This is a genomic window from Paenibacillus sp. JJ-100, from assembly GCF_948329825.1.
Lineage (GTDB): Bacteria > Bacillota > Bacilli > Paenibacillales > Paenibacillaceae > Paenibacillus.
Map to the genome: position 1 here is coordinate 868516 of NZ_CAOJCM010000002.1, position 15603 is coordinate 884118.

Below are 15603 nucleotides of genomic sequence, written 5' to 3' on the forward strand. Positions count from 1 at the left end.
AAGCGGCTCACCTCATTCTGTTATAATCTTGCTCGCTGTCAGCCAGTATTTCCGTAATCGTTCCCTGAATTTCAACTGTATCTGGCGTACAGAGAAAAATATTGCCGCCGATTTTAGATATACCACCACCTAATGCATACACCGTACCGCTAAGAAAATCAATCACACGTAAAGCCTGATCCTGCCGGATCCGCTGAAGATTCACCACGACGGTGCGATGTGAACGCAGATGGTCAGCAATCTCCTGTGCTTCATCATAGGAACGAGGCTCATAAAGGACAACTTTCACATTTTTCTGGGAATGAATGCTAACCACATTATTACCCCTTTGGTTTTTACGTTTATCAAATGGCGACGTTTCATTTTCTTGCTGTTCAGGCTCTTGTTCTTCCTGTGCAGCAAGTCGTTCCCGCTCCACAACCTCTTCCTCTTCCTGAAGACCCAGAAAATTCATAAATTTATTCATTACACCCATCGTGTGCTCTCCTCTTTTCCTACGAGAATTGATCCAAGACGAACCCAAGTTGCCCCTTCTTCAATGGCGACTTCGAAATCATTGGACATGCCCATGGACAGTTCAGTTATCGGCTCTGTAGTTAGTGCTTGTCCATTCAACTCATCTCTGAGCTCACGCAACCCCCGAAATACAGGACGCGTCATTTCAGGATCTTCTTCATAAGGTGCCATCGTCATTAGACCAATGACCTTAAGGTTGTCAAACGATTGAATATCTTTCAGAAAAGAACTCGCCTGTTCAGGCTGCAAACCATATTTGCTCTCTTCACCAGAAATATTCACTTGCATAAACGTGTTCACCTTAATTCCAAGTGAAGCAGCCTTTTTGTTCAGTTCTTTGGCCAGTGACAGACGATCCAGTGAGTGTATATATGCGAACTTACCAATGACGTCTTTTACCTTGTTTGTCTGCAAATGGCCGATAAAATGCCAGATGCCTTTTTGTCCAAATGCTTCCCATTTGGCCTGTGCATCTTGCCAGCGGTTTTCTCCAATATGCTCAAGACCGTGATCCAGCACAGCCCCCGTCGTTTGCAATGAAACATATTTCGTGACCGCAATCACATTCACATCCTCAAAACGACGATTACTGCGCTTACACGCGTCTTCAATCTTCTGATTAACCTGTTGTACACGCTCCTCCAATGACAAAGAGGTCACCTCTCTTCCAGCCCAATCCAGCTTGCCATCCTTCCGGTTACTCCATTCTCCTTACGATAGGAGAAAAAAAGTTCGGGATGACAACTTGTACACCATGTTGTACATTCGATATGATCCGGCAATATTCCTGCTTTCATCATAATGTGTCGATTACATTCTTTCAAGTTTAACATCGATTTACCATTTGCAGCAGGGGTATATATATTGTTGCTGGAAACAGCATACTCGTATTCATCATTACCCTCACGTTCATCGAGCCAAACCCGTACATGCTGCATAACAGCCTCATCCACCTCATAGCAGCAATCCCCAATGGACGGACCAATAGCTGCATGGATATCTTCTCTCCGGCTTCCATACTCTCGTTCCATTGTCTCCACTATAGCGACGGCAATACCTGCAACGGTGCCTTTCCAGCCGGCATGTGCAAGACCAACCGCTTGCTTCACTGGATCATAAAAATACAAAGGAACACAGTCAGCGTAAAATGATGTTAACAGCACACCAGGTACGTTGGTCACTAACCCATCCGTTCCCTGTAACGCTGATTGCCGATCCATCAATCCTCTGCCCCGATCTTGTGCTGTAATCACAGCCACATGTTTACCATGCACCTGTTCTCCACAAGTCCATGCTTCCAGTGGAAAAGAAATCTTCCCGGTAACAAGTCGGCGATTCCTCAATACCGCTTCGGGATCATCCCCAACATGATATGCACAATTAAGCGTAGCATAAGGTTCTTGACCTACACCGCCGTGTCTCGTTGTGAATCCTGCCGTCATGCCTTCAAACGAACGTTTCCATGGTTCAATATTTAAAAGTAACGGGTCATGATGATTAGGATCCATTTGGCCCACTAATTCCTTACTTCTATTTTTGTCCAATACAAATGGTTCCATTCCCTCACCTCACATCTTCCAGTGTACCAAATACAGACGCATTCTGTCTCATTTATATCGTTCTTCGTTGATTGCGATTCATCCGTTCCAATCGTTCCGTGCGTTCACTGCGGCTCTGCTGCTGCTCATCATACAATCTTGCTTCCCGTTCCCGCTCGTCGTATCCATGTTCCTTAACTTCATCCATTTTAACCAGAATAACATCTGAACCAATCTTCACAATATTTCTCCAAGGAATGATTAGATCAGTTCCCCCACCAAATAACCCCATAAAACGGCTATAACCCGGCACAACAATCGCTTCGATCCGCCCCTGCTTAAGGTCTAGCTCCAGATCACTGATCTGGCCGAGCCGTTTACCATCTGTAATATTGATGACATCCTTCGTTTGAAAATCAGAAATTTTCATACCGCGTGATATGGAATCACCTGTGCTCGTTCTCATCCTTCCGCCCCCTGTTAACGCTCATCTGCCCGATCTTCATGCTTCTATATTAATATATGTCCTGTAGGCGAAAAATGTCCTCTTTTTGATTGAATGATGCAAAACCTTACTCGACAACCCCAGCTTCCATTCCTATCCCTTTCCTTCGGTACCGCACAAAAAAGACGATCATTGGCGTTGTCGTCCGACGATCGTCTTTTTGCTTTATATCGTACTACGTTTTCACATGTTTTTGCATCTGCTGTATAGCGGACTTTTCGAGACGTGAAACCTGAGCCTGAGATATGCCGATCTCATCCGCTACTTCCATCTGAGTTTTTCCTTCAAAGAAGCGCATGGATAAAATCATTTTTTCCCGTTGTCCCAATCGATGCATCGCTTCCCGCAGTGCGATCTCTTCAATCCAGGATACATCTTTGTTTTTGTCATCACTGATCTGATCCATCACATAGATCGGGTCTCCGCCGTCGTGATATATCGGTTCAAACAGAGATACCGGGTCCTGAATGGCATCCAGCGCAAAAACCACGTCTTCCTTTGGCACATTCAGTGCCTCTGAAATTTCGAATATCGTCGGTTCACGTGAATTTTTATTCGTCAAGCTGTCACGAACCTGCAGTGCCTTATAGGCAATATCCCTTAGTGATCGAGATACACGGATCGGGTTGTTATCACGCAGATATCTGCGAATCTCACCGATGATCATCGGGACCGCATATGTTGAAAATTTGACATTCTGGGATAAATCAAAATTATCAATGGCTTTCATCAGGCCTATACATCCAACCTGGAACAGATCATCGACAAACTCCCCCCGATTGTTAAAGCGCTGAATGACACTAAGAACCAGACGTAGATTGCCATTCACTAATTTCTCTCTTGCTGAGCGATCATGGTGCTGCTGAAGGGAATGAAATAATTCCCGCATTTCAGTGTTGGTGAGAACAGGCAATTTTGCGGTGTCCACACCACAAATCTCGACTTTGTTTCGAGTCATCGTGATTTACCTCCCAAGGAGAAACATTAATGTACATTATCTCCGAGGCAGGCTTTTTTATTCGTCGTTGGTACCCTTGCCAGTAATACCCATTCTTCTTTTTTCATAGGGTCAGACCATCTTATTGAACTCTTTTCTAAGTCTTTTAATGATTCTCTTTTCAAGCCTGGAGATATAGGATTGGGAGATTCCGAGCAAGTCGGCTACATCTTTTTGTGTCTTTTCCTCACCATCAGTCAAGCCAAAACGAAGCTCCATAATCATTCGCTCACGATCCGTTAATTTCTCCAAAGCTTTGTGCAGTAACTTGCGATCTACCTGTTCTTCAATATTTCGATAGATTGTATCGTTCTCCGTACCAAGTACATCCGATAATAATAGTTCATTTCCATCCCAATCAATGTTAAGCGGTTCATCAAAAGAAACCTCGGTTCGGATTTTACTGTTGCGACGTAAATACATCAATATCTCATTTTCGATACAGCGTGAAGCATAAGTAGCGAGTTTGATTTTCTTTTCCGGGTCAAACGTATTAACGGCCTTGATCAGTCCGATCGCTCCAATGGATACCAGATCTTCAATGTTGATGCCGGTGTTCTCGAACTTGCGCGCAATATACACGACGAGGCGCAGATTTCGTTCAATCAGCATCGCTCGAATGGCTGAATCTCCGGATGATAACTTCTGCAGCAGGTACTCTTCCTCTTCCCTTGTCAATGGAGGTGGAAGTGCCTCACTTCCCCCGATATAATAAATCTCTTCACTTTTCAGCCCAAACAGAAACAACAGACGATAATATTGCAGCTGGGCAACCAGTTTCCATTTCACAAGCATGTAGGTTCCTCCTATACCACATTCAGCGGCTTTTCTGTAGCTTCCGCAGACGGAGCCTTAGACGGAGCAGAAGCAGCTTCTTGCACAAGTTCAGGATGAATGATGGCCTGATATTTTCCGTCCGAGGATAAAGCCCTTCCGTCCAGTCCAATCAGAACCTTTGTCGTCTCATAAGTTGTTCCATCCATCGACACTTTTACCCGATCTGGCTTGATCGCCAGCATAAATGCCGTTCCTTTGTTTACCCCTCGATACGGAACTAAGCGCAGTCGATTCTGCCACTCAAACTGCTCCCGATCCAGTTCCAGAATCAGGCTGTCTGGCGCTTCATTCTTCAGTCTGTTCTTCCATGAATCAGGCAACATCTCTTGCCATAGCGAAACCTCCATAACCATTACCGGCATACGAGACAAAGGGTCAGTGAGCTGATTGCCCGTATCCAGAAGGCCTGTACAAGAGACCACGATCTCATCAATGCAGACCTCCACTTTGCCCAGGTAATTGGTCAGGCGATTTGTTTTACGTTTGGCACTTTGCACAATTTTGAATAATAAGAGGACCGCGAAGAATACAATGAATGTAAACCAGAATGCAATCTTCAGATCAAACGACATGCCGCCGGAAGCTGTGAACCAGATTCCATTGAACAACTCTCCTGAACTTTGAAGCATATAGTGGACACCCAAAATACCTCCAGCCGCGACAAAATTAATGACGTAAAATGTGCCCAACGTCCTCATAAAAGCCTGCAGCCCCTTATATCCAAATGCGACACTAAGCATCACAAGAGAAAAGGCAAACTTGATTAGAAACGTGAACAGAAAATCAAACTCCGGTACAAACATCATCACAACATATAACGCACCAACGACGGCTGACAACAGCCATCTCCACCAGACCAGTTTCGTTTGGCGCATCCAGGCCGTCAATCCAATGAGCGTTCCATCGATGCAAAGGTTTGTCAAAAAGATCAAATCGACATACACAACCACGCTCTTCACCTGCCTGAGTCCAACATATCGAAATAACAAATATCTCGATATTCATGAGCATATTCACAAGTATACGGAGCCTGCTATTCAAAGTCTGTCTAAACATGGGAGCTTGTTTCCAACTTTTTTTGTCGGAATGCGGAGATGAGTTGTTCAGATCTTGTTCATTCCTGTAGTCAAACTTTATGTATAAAAAAACAGCAAAAAACCCGGCTGCTTTGGAAGCAATGCCGGGTTTCTACAACATAAATATACGTAATTATTCGTTATTATTGTTACGGGAACGATTGCGCAAAAACGTCGGAATGTCCAACTGATCATTACTTGGTTGGTTTCCGAATGGGCGAAGATTCGGTGAACGTGTCTCTGCCGTTTCTGCTGCCGGAGATGGTTTGCGCACTGGCGGAGCCGCAGGCTTGTCTTCGAAGCCAGTAGCGATAACGGTAACCTTGATCTCCTCTTTTAGATCTTCGTCAATGATTGCACCAAAGATCATATTTACCTCAGGATCGGAAGCGGATGTAACGATCTCTGCTGCTTCGTTCACTTCATACAGAGACAGATTAATTCCACCTGTAATGTTCATAATTACACCACGTGCGCCTTCAATGGATGTTTCAAGCAAAGGACTCATGATGGCTTTGCGTGCCGCTTCTGCTGCACGGTTCTCACCAGTCGCTTCACCGATACCCATGAGAGCAGATCCACGCTCGTGCATAATCGTCTTAACATCTGCAAAGTCAAGGTTGATCAGACCCGGTACCGCAATCAAATCGGAGATACCTTGTACTGCTTGACGCAATACGTTATCAGCTTGGCGGAATGCTTCCAGCATCGGCGTCTTTTTATCTACGATTTCAAGCAAACGGTCGTTTGGAATCACAATCAGCGTGTCCACTTTTTCCTTGAGTGCTTCAATTCCTTGTTCTGCATGACTGGAACGCTTACGGCCTTCAAAAGTAAAAGGACGTGTTACAACCCCTACGGTAAGTGCGCCACACTCTTTGGCAATTTCAGCGATGACTGGAGCTGCTCCAGTTCCTGTACCGCCGCCCATACCTGCTGTAACAAATACCATGTCTGCACCTTTCAAGGTATTCATAATTAGATCGCGAGACTCTTCCGCAGCTTTTTTACCTACTTCCGGGTTGGCACCAGCACCAAGACCGCGAGTCAATTTATCACCGATTTGCAATTTATGCTCGGATTTTGCCAAGTGTAGTGCCTGCGCATCCGTATTTACCGTAATAAATTCTACACCTTGTACACCATTTTCAATCATTCGGTTAACAGCGTTGCTTCCGCCGCCGCCTACCCCGATGACTTTAATCTGAGCCAAGCTCTCCATCTCAAAATCAAATTCCAACATATTATTCCATCTCCCCCTCAATGTGCATGGATGGCCCGTCCAATTTTTGATTGAACCGAATCAATTTCATATATCGACGAACGAAAGCGTTTATTTTAATACCAGCGCATTCAGACGGCTTTAAGAATGTATGAAATGGATCCAACCTGTTATATAAATTCACTGAACATATTTTTCAGTCGCTCGAACAGACCCGGTTTTTGCTCCGATTCCTGTGCCGCATTTGGCTTCGGACGGTTCGTCGGTTTCTTGCTATTTGTGTTATTGTTGCTATTACCGCCGTTGCTACTCGAGGGCCTAATGCGCAAACCGCGAATAACATTATGCAAGATACCAACACCGCTGGTATAACCAGGATCACGCACACCAATGTAATCCGGTACGGCGACACGTACTGAAGCAGCAAGCTCATGCTGAGCCACTTGCAGAACACCAGGCATAGAGACCGTTCCTCCCGTTAGTATATAACCTCCAGGAAGCTCGTTGTAACCAAGGCGTCGGACTTCTTGTCCAATCATCTGGAATATTTCTTGAACCCTCGGTTCAATAATAGCCGCTAGATCTTCTTGAGAGAACTCCTTGTCTACGTTGCTGCCGATGCGTGTAACTTTGAACATCACATCTGCGGCAGCATCATCTAGCCATGCACAGCCATATTTCAACTTTACTTTCTCCGCTTGGTCAGTCAAAGTACGTAAACCATAAGCGATATCATTGGTTACAAACTCGCCGCCAATTGGCAATGTTGAAGTCGCAACCAGACTGTCCTCTTCAAAGATCGCAATGGTCGTAGCACCGGCACCAATATCCACCAGCACGGATCCCATAGTTTTCTCATCCTTGGACAGAGCCAGCTGTCCAGCTCCCAAAGACATGAGAACCAGATCGCTCACTTTTAATCCCGCTTTTTCAACGCAGCGCAAAAGATTATGTATCGCGGTTTTCGCTCCCGTAATGATGGTTGCTTCAACTTCCAGGCGAACACCAATCATACCACGCGGGTCTTGTATGCCTTCCAAGCCATCTACAACATATTGCTTGGCGACAACGTCAATAATTTCTCGTTCCGGCGGAATTGCAATGACTTCGGCTGCTTTCAACACCCGCTCCATGTCTTCTTCTCCGATCTCACGATCCTCGTTCGATACTGCCACCACACCATGACTGCTCATCAGTCCAATATGATTGCCCGAGATTCCAACATATACTTCGGATATTTGAATACCTACCATACGTTCTGCATGATCCACTGCATTGCGAATCGACTGAACCGTCTGATCGATATCTACGATTACACCTTTGCGAATTCCTTCCGAGTCGGCAGATCCAACTCCAATAATATTAAAGGTTCCATTATTAATTTCCCCAATAATAGCGCGAATTTTGGATGTACCGATGTCCAAACTAACAATGATGTCATTGTTGCTCAAGTCTGTGGCACCTCCTGACTCCAATAGTAAAATACGTTCGGGTTCAAACACTCTTTAAACATATTCAACACAGTTTAGGCTTTCCCTCTTTTTTCTACAATTTTTTTGGGTGCCAAGTTCTGGATGTGTGACATAAAACCTTGAAGAAAAAAGAAGGAGGTAACTCATTTGCCATAAGTTCAAGTGTACCATTTTTTCTTCATCTCAGAAAGAACAAGTTTCATACATCAACCAGGGCTAAACCCCTTACTACCTGCACTTTTGCGTAAGATGCTTCCATTCAGCTGGAAGCATCATTGCGATGCACCCGGCTCAGCTCCATCCTCTGGATTATCCGGGATAAAAGGGACATACGTATCGGCTTCAAGCATCGTAATTTTGCCAGGACGCTCCGTCTCGATTACTTGATTCAAATACTCTACTTTATCCGTCAACAACGAGACCGTTGTAATCACTTCAAACTGAGATTTAGTGTACATGCGAATCTGATCCGGAAAAGAAGGCGTCGGAGTTGGAATAATTTCCGAAATATCCGTTGTCAGCTCATTCGGAATTTGAGCCAGCTTCTCACTTAGTTTTGCTTTTAGCGGATCATCTGGTTTCCATTGCGTTAGAATCGGCTTCTCTACTGCAACACCAATCGTTGGTGGAACATTCAGACTTGTCCCATTGGACAATATTGCTTTAAGTACCCCACTTGAGTCAAGTTCATAAGCAACTGTGGGAAATTCCTTGACAGTGATAAGAATCGTGCCAGGGAATTGCTTGTCCACCGTAACGGTTGAAACAGCTTTGATTGTTTTTAGGCGTTCAATAACTTCAGCAGCACTTGTGCCAAAAAATTGGTCGCCTTTTTTCAAGCCACTCTTTTCCAACAGTTCCGAAGTCGTCGTGTACACATTTCCCGTAATTTCAATGGCAGAAATACGGCTCACAGAAGAACGAAAGAATAATACAGCGAGCAGTGCAATAAATAGTAATAATAAAATAATTACAATTTTGCGGCTTGTGTTTCCTTTTGGGCGGTTCTGCTTGAGAACCGGAATTTGACTTTTAGGCATAATAACGCTCCACAAAGCCTCAGGTCCCCTTCTCTTCCAAGAAGGGGACGCCAAGGAAGTTAATTGGCAAAATCCAACTGTTTCCGAACAGTTGACTGTCTCTCCACCGAGGCTCCAAGACTCTGAAATAACTTTTCGATTTGATCATATCCCCTATCGATGTGATGCACTTGCTCCACAACGGTTTTACCTTGAGCCGCCAGTCCTGCAATAACCAAGGCTGCTCCGGCACGAAGATCCGTTGCCTCGACAGTAGCTCCATACAGCCTGGGAACACCACGGATAAACGCAGCGTTCAGATCAACCGATATATCGGCTCCCATCACGTTCAGTTCATCCACATGTTTGAAACGGCCTTCGAATACAGTCTCCTTCATTACACTGAAACCATCTGCTAAACTGAGCAGCACCATGATCTGAGATTGAAGATCGGTGGGAAACGAAGGATATGGAGAAGTCACGATACGATCCACTGATTTGGGGCGGACCATACAACTCACAGTCATTATATCATTGCAGACTGTGATTTGAACACCAGTACGCTTTAACACATGAATAAGCGAAGTAAGATGTGCCGGGTTACAGTGTGTGAGCGTAACATTTCCTCGAGTTGCAGCAGCTGCGATCATGACCGTCCCAGCGACAATTCGATCCGGTATAATCTCATAAGTGCACGGTACCAGTCTCTCCACGCCGTTTATCGTAATCGTATCCGTGCCCGCACCCATGATACGTGCTCCCATTGCATTTAAAAAATGCTGCAAATCTTGAATCTCGGGCTCCCTCGCTGCGTTGAAGATTGTAGTTGTACCCTCAGCAAGCACAGCGGCCATCATAATGTTCTCGGTTGCTCCAACACTTGGAAAATCCAAATGAATATCCGAACCGGTCAGATGGGCTCCATGGCAGATAATTTGCTGATCCTGCTCTTCAATCTGTGCTCCGAGCGCTTCCAGCCCCCGGAGGTGAAGATCAATTTTGCGTTCTCCGATTGCACAGCCGCCCGGCTGATATACAGATACTCTACCAAACCTTGCGAGCAAAGGCCCCATCAAAAAAATGGAAGAGCGCATTTGCTTCATGAGATCTTCTGGCACATCATGTGACCGGACCAGCGAAGTATCGATCGTCACTGTTCCTTCTTCATGCCGACATGTGCATCCAAGCCGTTCCAGGATATACAGCATTACTTCGATGTCCAGCAAGTGTGGAACGTTGTGCAGCGTAATTTCTCCGTCTGCGAGCAAACTTGCGGCCATAATCGGTAAAGCGGCATTTTTTGCTCCATGGATGCGTATGGATCCTGATAGGGGTTTCCCACCTTCAATCACCAATTTGTCCAATGTATCACCTCCGGGGTTATACGCTCACCCACTGCGAAGACACACGGTATCAGGATCATACCGCCATGAGAGGATCTACTGCTCTGAAAAGACTGCGAAAGGGTGATGACGTCCTCTACTGTCGCTTGCCTGTTAACAATGAAAAGCAAAGCTCCCCATTGTTTCAGTACAATCTCAGCGAATTGAAATATCCGTGACACATCCGATCCATGAGCGCCTGCAGTCTATACTCCAGTTCCGCCGAGCAATAACCGGAGATGCCTAGGGCTCCCCCAAGATACATCTTTTCCAGCACGAATGCTGTGCTGCGTATCATGGAACGATTGTCACGATTTATACGGTATCTTATGTCAGTCCCGTCTGGTGTGTGACAATCGCCCACTAACACACTTTAACGTCCTGAAACAAGACGTTTAATTTCATTCACTAGCACTTCTGCGGCATCCGGTTTACCTAGTTTACGTGAGGCTTCTGCCATCCGTTTACGATCAGATTCATTATTCATGATTCCAGCGATCGCTTCATATAAACCTTTACCAGTAAGCTCTTTTTCCAACATAGTCACTGATGCGCCTCCCTTTTCAAGGGTGCGCGCGTTAGCTTCCTGATGATTGTTTGTCACGTTAGGTGACGGAATCAGAATCGAAGGAATACCGAGTGATGTAATCTCAGCCAGGAACGAAGCTCCTGCACGATTTACAATCAACGAAGTACAAGCCAGCACTTCAGGCATGTTATGTACGTATGGCAGTACATGCAGATGATTAGGCATCGTTCCCAGAGAACTGCGAATCGCTTCACGAGTTTCATCAAAATAGGTCTCGCCTGTAACGTACACGACATGCACATCATTCAGCTGTTCCAGCATCGGAGCCATCTCAATCATCGCCTGATTAATCGCTTTTGCCCCTCTGCTGCCGCCAACGACAAGAACAACACGGCTGTCCATCGGAACTCCTAACGTAGCAAACCCGCGATTCCGACTGGCCTGGGCAACCGTTGTCGCACGCGGATTACCGGTATAAATCACCTTTTTAGCTCCGGAGAATGACTTCTCAGAACCTTCAAAGCTCACAGCAACCATGTCTACGTAACGCATCAAAAATTTGTTTGTCAGACCCGGTATTGCGTTTTGTTCATGAATCACGCTTGGAATCCCGAGTTTGGCAGCTGCATATACAACAGGCCCACAGACATAACCACCTGTGCCGATGACAACATCAGGCTTGAATTCCTTCAGCATTTTTTTAGAATGCCGTACCCCTTGAACGAATCGCATGATGGTCTTCACATTTTCAAAAGATATCTTGCGCCGAAAACCTGTAATATCAATAGATTTGAATGGAATATTTTCCTGAGGAACTAGCTTACTCTCAAGTCCTCGTGTTCCACCAATATATAAAAACGTCGAGTCGGGATGTTCCGCCTCGCATTGCCTTGCTATAGCAACAGCCGGGTAGATATGTCCACCCGTACCGCCGCCGCTAAGAACGACTCGCATCGTTAAGTCACCTCGCATAACGGGATAAATTTAATAATATGCCCAGTGCTGTGAGCATGAGGGTCAATGACGAACCACCATAACTGATCAGTGGTAACGTAATCCCCGTAACAGGCATCAGTCCAATGACTACACCGATGTTAATAATCACCTGCACAGCAACCATGCCGATAATCCCTACACCTAGCAGACTGCCAAAGGCATCCGGAACGGTCATCGCTACACGCATCCCTCTCCAAACAAGCACTAGAAACAATAATAAGACAATCATGCCACCAATAAAACCGAGTTCTTCTGCTAAAATACTAAAAATAAAATCCGTCTGCGGCTCTGGTACATAACTGTACTTTTGCCTACTCATTCCAAGACCCAAACCAGCAAGTCCACCAGGACCAATGGCATAGAGCGATTGAATAATCTGATAACCTGCACCAAGCGGATCAGACCAAGGGTCTAGAAAGGCTGTAATTCGTTGCAAGCGATATGGCGCCGCTGCGATCAGTGCCGCGAAGCCAGCAACTCCCCCAAGCGCAAGCAGTGCAAGGTGTTTCATACGCGCACCGGTTGTGAAAACAATGAGCATAGACGCTCCCATCATCACGGTGCCTGTACCTAAATCGGGCTGCAACATGATAATCCCAAAGGCCAAACCCATTAGACCAAGCGGAGGCAGTAGCCCTGTTGTAAAAGTTTTGATTTTGCCTGGGTCTTTGCTTAGCCAGTGAGCCAAAAACAAGATCATCCCCAGCTTCATAAACTCGGATGGCTGGATACCGAAAGACCCAATCCCCAACCAGCTTCGTGCACCGCCACGAACAACACCAATTCCCGGAATTAATACAGCAATGAGCATAATAAAACAGACAATTAAAATCGGCTTGGCATATTTCCGCCATACCCTATAATCCACGTTAGCTGTTACGAACATAGCTACAAGCCCCAGCACGGCGAATAAAATCTGTCTTTTCACAAAATAAAACGAATCACCATAATTGCGGAAGGCGAGCACTGAGCCTGCACTGTACACCATAATGATACCGATGGCAAGCAGAGCCAAAATACAAATCAGGAGCCAAATATCCGGCGCCGGTCGCGTCTGTTTCATCAGGAGGCCACCCCTTGCATGAGAAGTAGGGGCTTTTCCACCCCCCTACTTACAAGTTATGCGCCGCCTCTTTAAAAATGCGTCCCCGTTCTTCATAGGAGGCAAACATGTCCCAGCTTGCACACGCAGGTGATAATAAAACCACATCCCCCGGATCAGCCAGTTTTGCTGCTTCCTGAACGGCAACCGTCAACGTACGGGCAGCGTCCTCCTCATTATCGACGACCCTAATTTGCTTTAATCCCGCAAGTTCTGCAACTTTAGCGATTTTAGCACGGTTTTCACCAAGGACTACCAGGGCTTTGACACGCTCTTCAAATACAGGCAGCAGCTCCATCATATCCGAACCGCGATCCAGCCCGCCTGCGATCAGAACGACAGGTTCCTTGAAGGAATTCAGCGCCATCACCGTTGCTTTGGAATTGGTAGCTTTGGAATTGTTGTAGTATACCGAATCATTATGCTTCAGTACATACTCCAGACGATGTTCAACACCTTTGAATTCGGCAAGTGGGGCAGCCAGTTTTGAGGGATCAGCTCCTGCACCTATTGCAATAGCTACCGCAGCCAGTGCGTTGCCCACGTTGAAGCGACCTGGTATGCCGATATCCTCCACATCGATGATCATCTTCTGATTGCCCTGGCCATCAGCATAGATCACCTGACGCCGTACGTCATCCTCTTCCCCTTCTACGTAAGGCGGATCCGCATACACCCCTGTTTCTAACTGTTCCGTTAACGAGAACGGGATTAATCTGGCCTTAATGTAAGGCACAAGTTCACGACACACCGCATCATCCCAATTAAGGATGGCGATGTCATCTGAATGCTGGTTAGCAAACAGTTTTGCTTTGGAGGCCACATAATCTTCCATACTTCCGTGATAATCCAAATGAGTCTCTGCGACGTTAAGTAGCGCAGCGATCCGTGGACGGAATTCCACCGTGCCTTTTAGTTGGAAGCTACTTAACTCTACCACCATCCAGTTATCGGTTTTAGCCTGTTCTGCCGCTTCGCAGAGAGGTGTTCCAATATTTCCGGCAACAATGGGATTCAAACCTGCTTGATTCAGCATGTTTCCCACCCATGTTGTAGTTGTTGTTTTTCCGTTCGAACCGGTAATACCGATTATAGGTGCGGCACAAAGGTGGTAAGCCACCTCTACCTCTGTCACCACTTCAATGCCGAGCTCAAGTGCTTGTTGCACAGGAGCAGCATGATAAGGGATACCCGGGTTTTTCACGACCAGTTTCACATCACTGTGAATCAGATCATCCGGATGACCTCCGCATACAACAGAAATTCCCAAAGCCTCCAATTCGGAAGCTTCGGGACACTGTTCCCTGTCTTTTTTATCGTTTACTGTAACATTAGCCCCGGCACGATGCAGCACCTTCGCAACTTGTACGCCGCTCTTGGCAAGGCCAAGCACAACGACTTGTTGTCCGCGATATGTTTCTGGATGGTTCATAATTTACAACCCCTTGTTGAGATAAAGTCCAAGAGCAGCTAAAATTGCGCCTACCGCCCAAAAGGTGATGACAACCCGCCATTCAGACCAGCCACTGAGTTCAAAGTGATGGTGGATCGGGCTCATTTTGAATACACGCTTACCACGAGTTTTGAAGGATACGACTTGAATCACAACCGAAAGGACTTCGATGACAAAAATACCGCCGATGACAAGGAAAAGTAGCTCTGTCTTCGTAACGATCGCAATTGCACCAATTGCCCCACCGATTCCAAGTGAACCCGTATCGCCCATGAACACCTTTGCTGGGTGAGCATTGTAAACCAGAAATCCAAGAACAGCTCCAATCATCGCAGCTGCACATACAGCCGCTGGCATCGACGTTGCTTGCATCGCCACAATAGCAAATGCGCCAAACGCAATCGCACTAACACCAGAAAGAAGACCATCAAGACCATCCGTAAAATTAACTGCGTTGGTAATCGCCAGCATCATAAACACAACAAACGGATAATAGAACCAACCCGTCCAGTCGAATGAAACCGAGGTACCCGGAATAGAAATTGCAGTACTGTGTCCGTTTTGAATAAGCAGATAACACATGAGGCCACTGAAAATCAGCTGTCCCAGCATTTTTTGTCTAGCCGTCAGTCCAAGCGAACGCTTGAATACAATTTTGATATAGTCATCCAGAAAACCGATGAGGCCAAACCCTAACGTTGCAACAAGTAACACATAAAAGTCTGTGTTCTTGACAGCGGAAAATTTAAGAAACGCCAGCGTAAACGCAAGTAAAATCACGACTCCGCCCATCGTTGGTGTTCCGCTTTTTTTCAAATGACTTTGAGGTCCATCTTCCCTGACCTGCTGTCCAAATTTCATCCGCCGCAGAAGCGGAATGAGTAGCGGTGCGGCAATCACCGCCAAAATAAATGAAACGCCGATTGTTAACAGTAATACCTGAAAATCCATGGGTTCAC

At 46.0% G+C, this 15603-nt stretch carries 15 protein-coding genes; all 15 read right to left on the reverse strand.

The genetic code is table 11. From position 1 onward, the window contains the following. Positions 1-7: 7 nt before the first annotated feature. Complete coding sequence (locus PQG66_RS10535; RefSeq protein ID WP_272037631.1) at positions 8-475, reverse strand: cell division protein SepF; 468 nt, start codon at positions 473-475, stop codon at positions 8-10. After that, complete coding sequence (locus PQG66_RS10540; RefSeq protein ID WP_272037632.1) at positions 466-1167, reverse strand: YggS family pyridoxal phosphate-dependent enzyme; 702 nt, start codon at positions 1165-1167, stop codon at positions 466-468. Before PQG66_RS10540 ends, PQG66_RS10535 begins: the two co-directional genes overlap by 10 nt. 5 nt (positions 1168-1172) lie before the next feature. Then, positions 1173-2075: a peptidoglycan editing factor PgeF gene (pgeF, locus tag PQG66_RS10545; protein WP_272037633.1), complete on the reverse strand. Its 903-nt coding sequence runs from the start codon at positions 2073-2075 to the stop codon at positions 1173-1175. A 52-nt stretch (positions 2076-2127) separates the two neighbouring features. Next, positions 2128-2520, reverse strand: a complete 393-nt coding sequence (locus PQG66_RS10550) for a YlmC/YmxH family sporulation protein (protein ID WP_334220767.1) — start codon at positions 2518-2520, stop codon at positions 2128-2130. 214 nt (positions 2521-2734) lie between these two features. Continuing rightward, positions 2735-3517, reverse strand: coding sequence for an RNA polymerase sporulation sigma factor SigG (gene sigG / locus PQG66_RS10555; protein ID WP_095289985.1), 783 nt, complete (start codon positions 3515-3517; stop codon positions 2735-2737). A 111-nt stretch (positions 3518-3628) separates the two neighbouring features. Then, positions 3629-4351 (reverse strand): RNA polymerase sporulation sigma factor SigE, encoded by a 723-nt coding sequence (sigE, locus tag PQG66_RS10560; RefSeq protein ID WP_090923750.1) that lies wholly within the window; start codon positions 4349-4351, stop codon positions 3629-3631. A gap of 11 nt (positions 4352-4362) precedes the next feature. Next, entirely contained in the window at positions 4363-5343 is a 981-nt protein-coding gene (spoIIGA, locus tag PQG66_RS10565) for a sigma-E processing peptidase SpoIIGA (protein WP_272038137.1), read from the reverse strand. A 259-nt stretch (positions 5344-5602) separates the two neighbouring features. Beyond that, on the reverse strand, positions 5603-6712 hold the full coding sequence (gene ftsZ / locus PQG66_RS10570) for a cell division protein FtsZ (RefSeq protein ID WP_272037634.1): 1110 nt from the start codon (positions 6710-6712) through the stop codon (positions 5603-5605). 149 nt (positions 6713-6861) lie between these two features. After that, on the reverse strand, positions 6862-8142 hold the full coding sequence (ftsA, locus tag PQG66_RS10575) for a cell division protein FtsA (protein ID WP_272037635.1): 1281 nt from the start codon (positions 8140-8142) through the stop codon (positions 6862-6864). 293 nt (positions 8143-8435) lie between these two features. Continuing rightward, entirely contained in the window at positions 8436-9203 is a 768-nt protein-coding gene (locus PQG66_RS10580) for a cell division protein FtsQ/DivIB (RefSeq protein WP_272037636.1), read from the reverse strand. 59 nt (positions 9204-9262) lie between these two features. Beyond that, positions 9263-10546 (reverse strand): UDP-N-acetylglucosamine 1-carboxyvinyltransferase, encoded by a 1284-nt coding sequence (gene murA, locus PQG66_RS10585; protein WP_272037637.1) that lies wholly within the window; start codon positions 10544-10546, stop codon positions 9263-9265. 391 nt (positions 10547-10937) lie between these two features. Further along, positions 10938-12047, reverse strand: coding sequence for an undecaprenyldiphospho-muramoylpentapeptide beta-N-acetylglucosaminyltransferase (gene murG / locus PQG66_RS10590; protein WP_272037638.1), 1110 nt, complete (start codon positions 12045-12047; stop codon positions 10938-10940). Between the two features lie 7 nt (positions 12048-12054). Continuing rightward, positions 12055-13152, reverse strand: coding sequence for a stage V sporulation protein E (gene spoVE, locus PQG66_RS10595; RefSeq protein WP_272037639.1), 1098 nt, complete (start codon positions 13150-13152; stop codon positions 12055-12057). Positions 13153-13201: 49 nt separating this feature from the next. Beyond that, on the reverse strand, positions 13202-14623 hold the full coding sequence (gene murD, locus PQG66_RS10600) for a UDP-N-acetylmuramoyl-L-alanine--D-glutamate ligase (protein WP_272037640.1): 1422 nt from the start codon (positions 14621-14623) through the stop codon (positions 13202-13204). Between the two features lie 3 nt (positions 14624-14626). Next, positions 14627-15595, reverse strand: coding sequence for a phospho-N-acetylmuramoyl-pentapeptide-transferase (gene mraY, locus PQG66_RS10605; RefSeq protein ID WP_272037641.1), 969 nt, complete (start codon positions 15593-15595; stop codon positions 14627-14629). Between the last annotated feature and the right edge of the window lie 8 nt (positions 15596-15603).

Excerpts from the sequence above, each read along its gene's own strand:
- PQG66_RS10535 (WP_272037631.1), bottom strand. The coding sequence starts at position 475 with ATGGGTGTAATGAATAAATTTATGAATTTTCTGGGTCTTCAGGAAGAG.
- pgeF (WP_272037633.1), bottom strand. The coding sequence starts at position 2,075 with ATGGAACCATTTGTATTGGACAAAAATAGAAGTAAGGAATTAGTGGGC.
- PQG66_RS10550 (WP_334220767.1), bottom strand. The coding sequence starts at position 2,520 with ATGAGAACGAGCACAGGTGATTCCATATCACGCGGTATGAAAATTTCT.
- sigG (WP_095289985.1), bottom strand. The coding sequence starts at position 3,517 with ATGACTCGAAACAAAGTCGAGATTTGTGGTGTGGACACCGCAAAATTG.
- sigE (WP_090923750.1), bottom strand. The coding sequence starts at position 4,351 with ATGCTTGTGAAATGGAAACTGGTTGCCCAGCTGCAATATTATCGTCTG.
- ftsZ (WP_272037634.1), bottom strand. The coding sequence starts at position 6,712 with ATGTTGGAATTTGATTTTGAGATGGAGAGCTTGGCTCAGATTAAAGTC.
- PQG66_RS10580 (WP_272037636.1), bottom strand. The coding sequence starts at position 9,203 with ATGCCTAAAAGTCAAATTCCGGTTCTCAAGCAGAACCGCCCAAAAGGA.
- murG (WP_272037638.1), bottom strand. The coding sequence starts at position 12,047 with ATGCGAGTCGTTCTTAGCGGCGGCGGTACGGGTGGACATATCTACCCG.
- spoVE (WP_272037639.1), bottom strand. The coding sequence starts at position 13,152 with ATGAAACAGACGCGACCGGCGCCGGATATTTGGCTCCTGATTTGTATT.
- murD (WP_272037640.1), bottom strand. The coding sequence starts at position 14,623 with ATGAACCATCCAGAAACATATCGCGGACAACAAGTCGTTGTGCTTGGC.
- mraY (WP_272037641.1), bottom strand. The coding sequence starts at position 15,595 with ATGGATTTTCAGGTATTACTGTTAACAATCGGCGTTTCATTTATTTTG.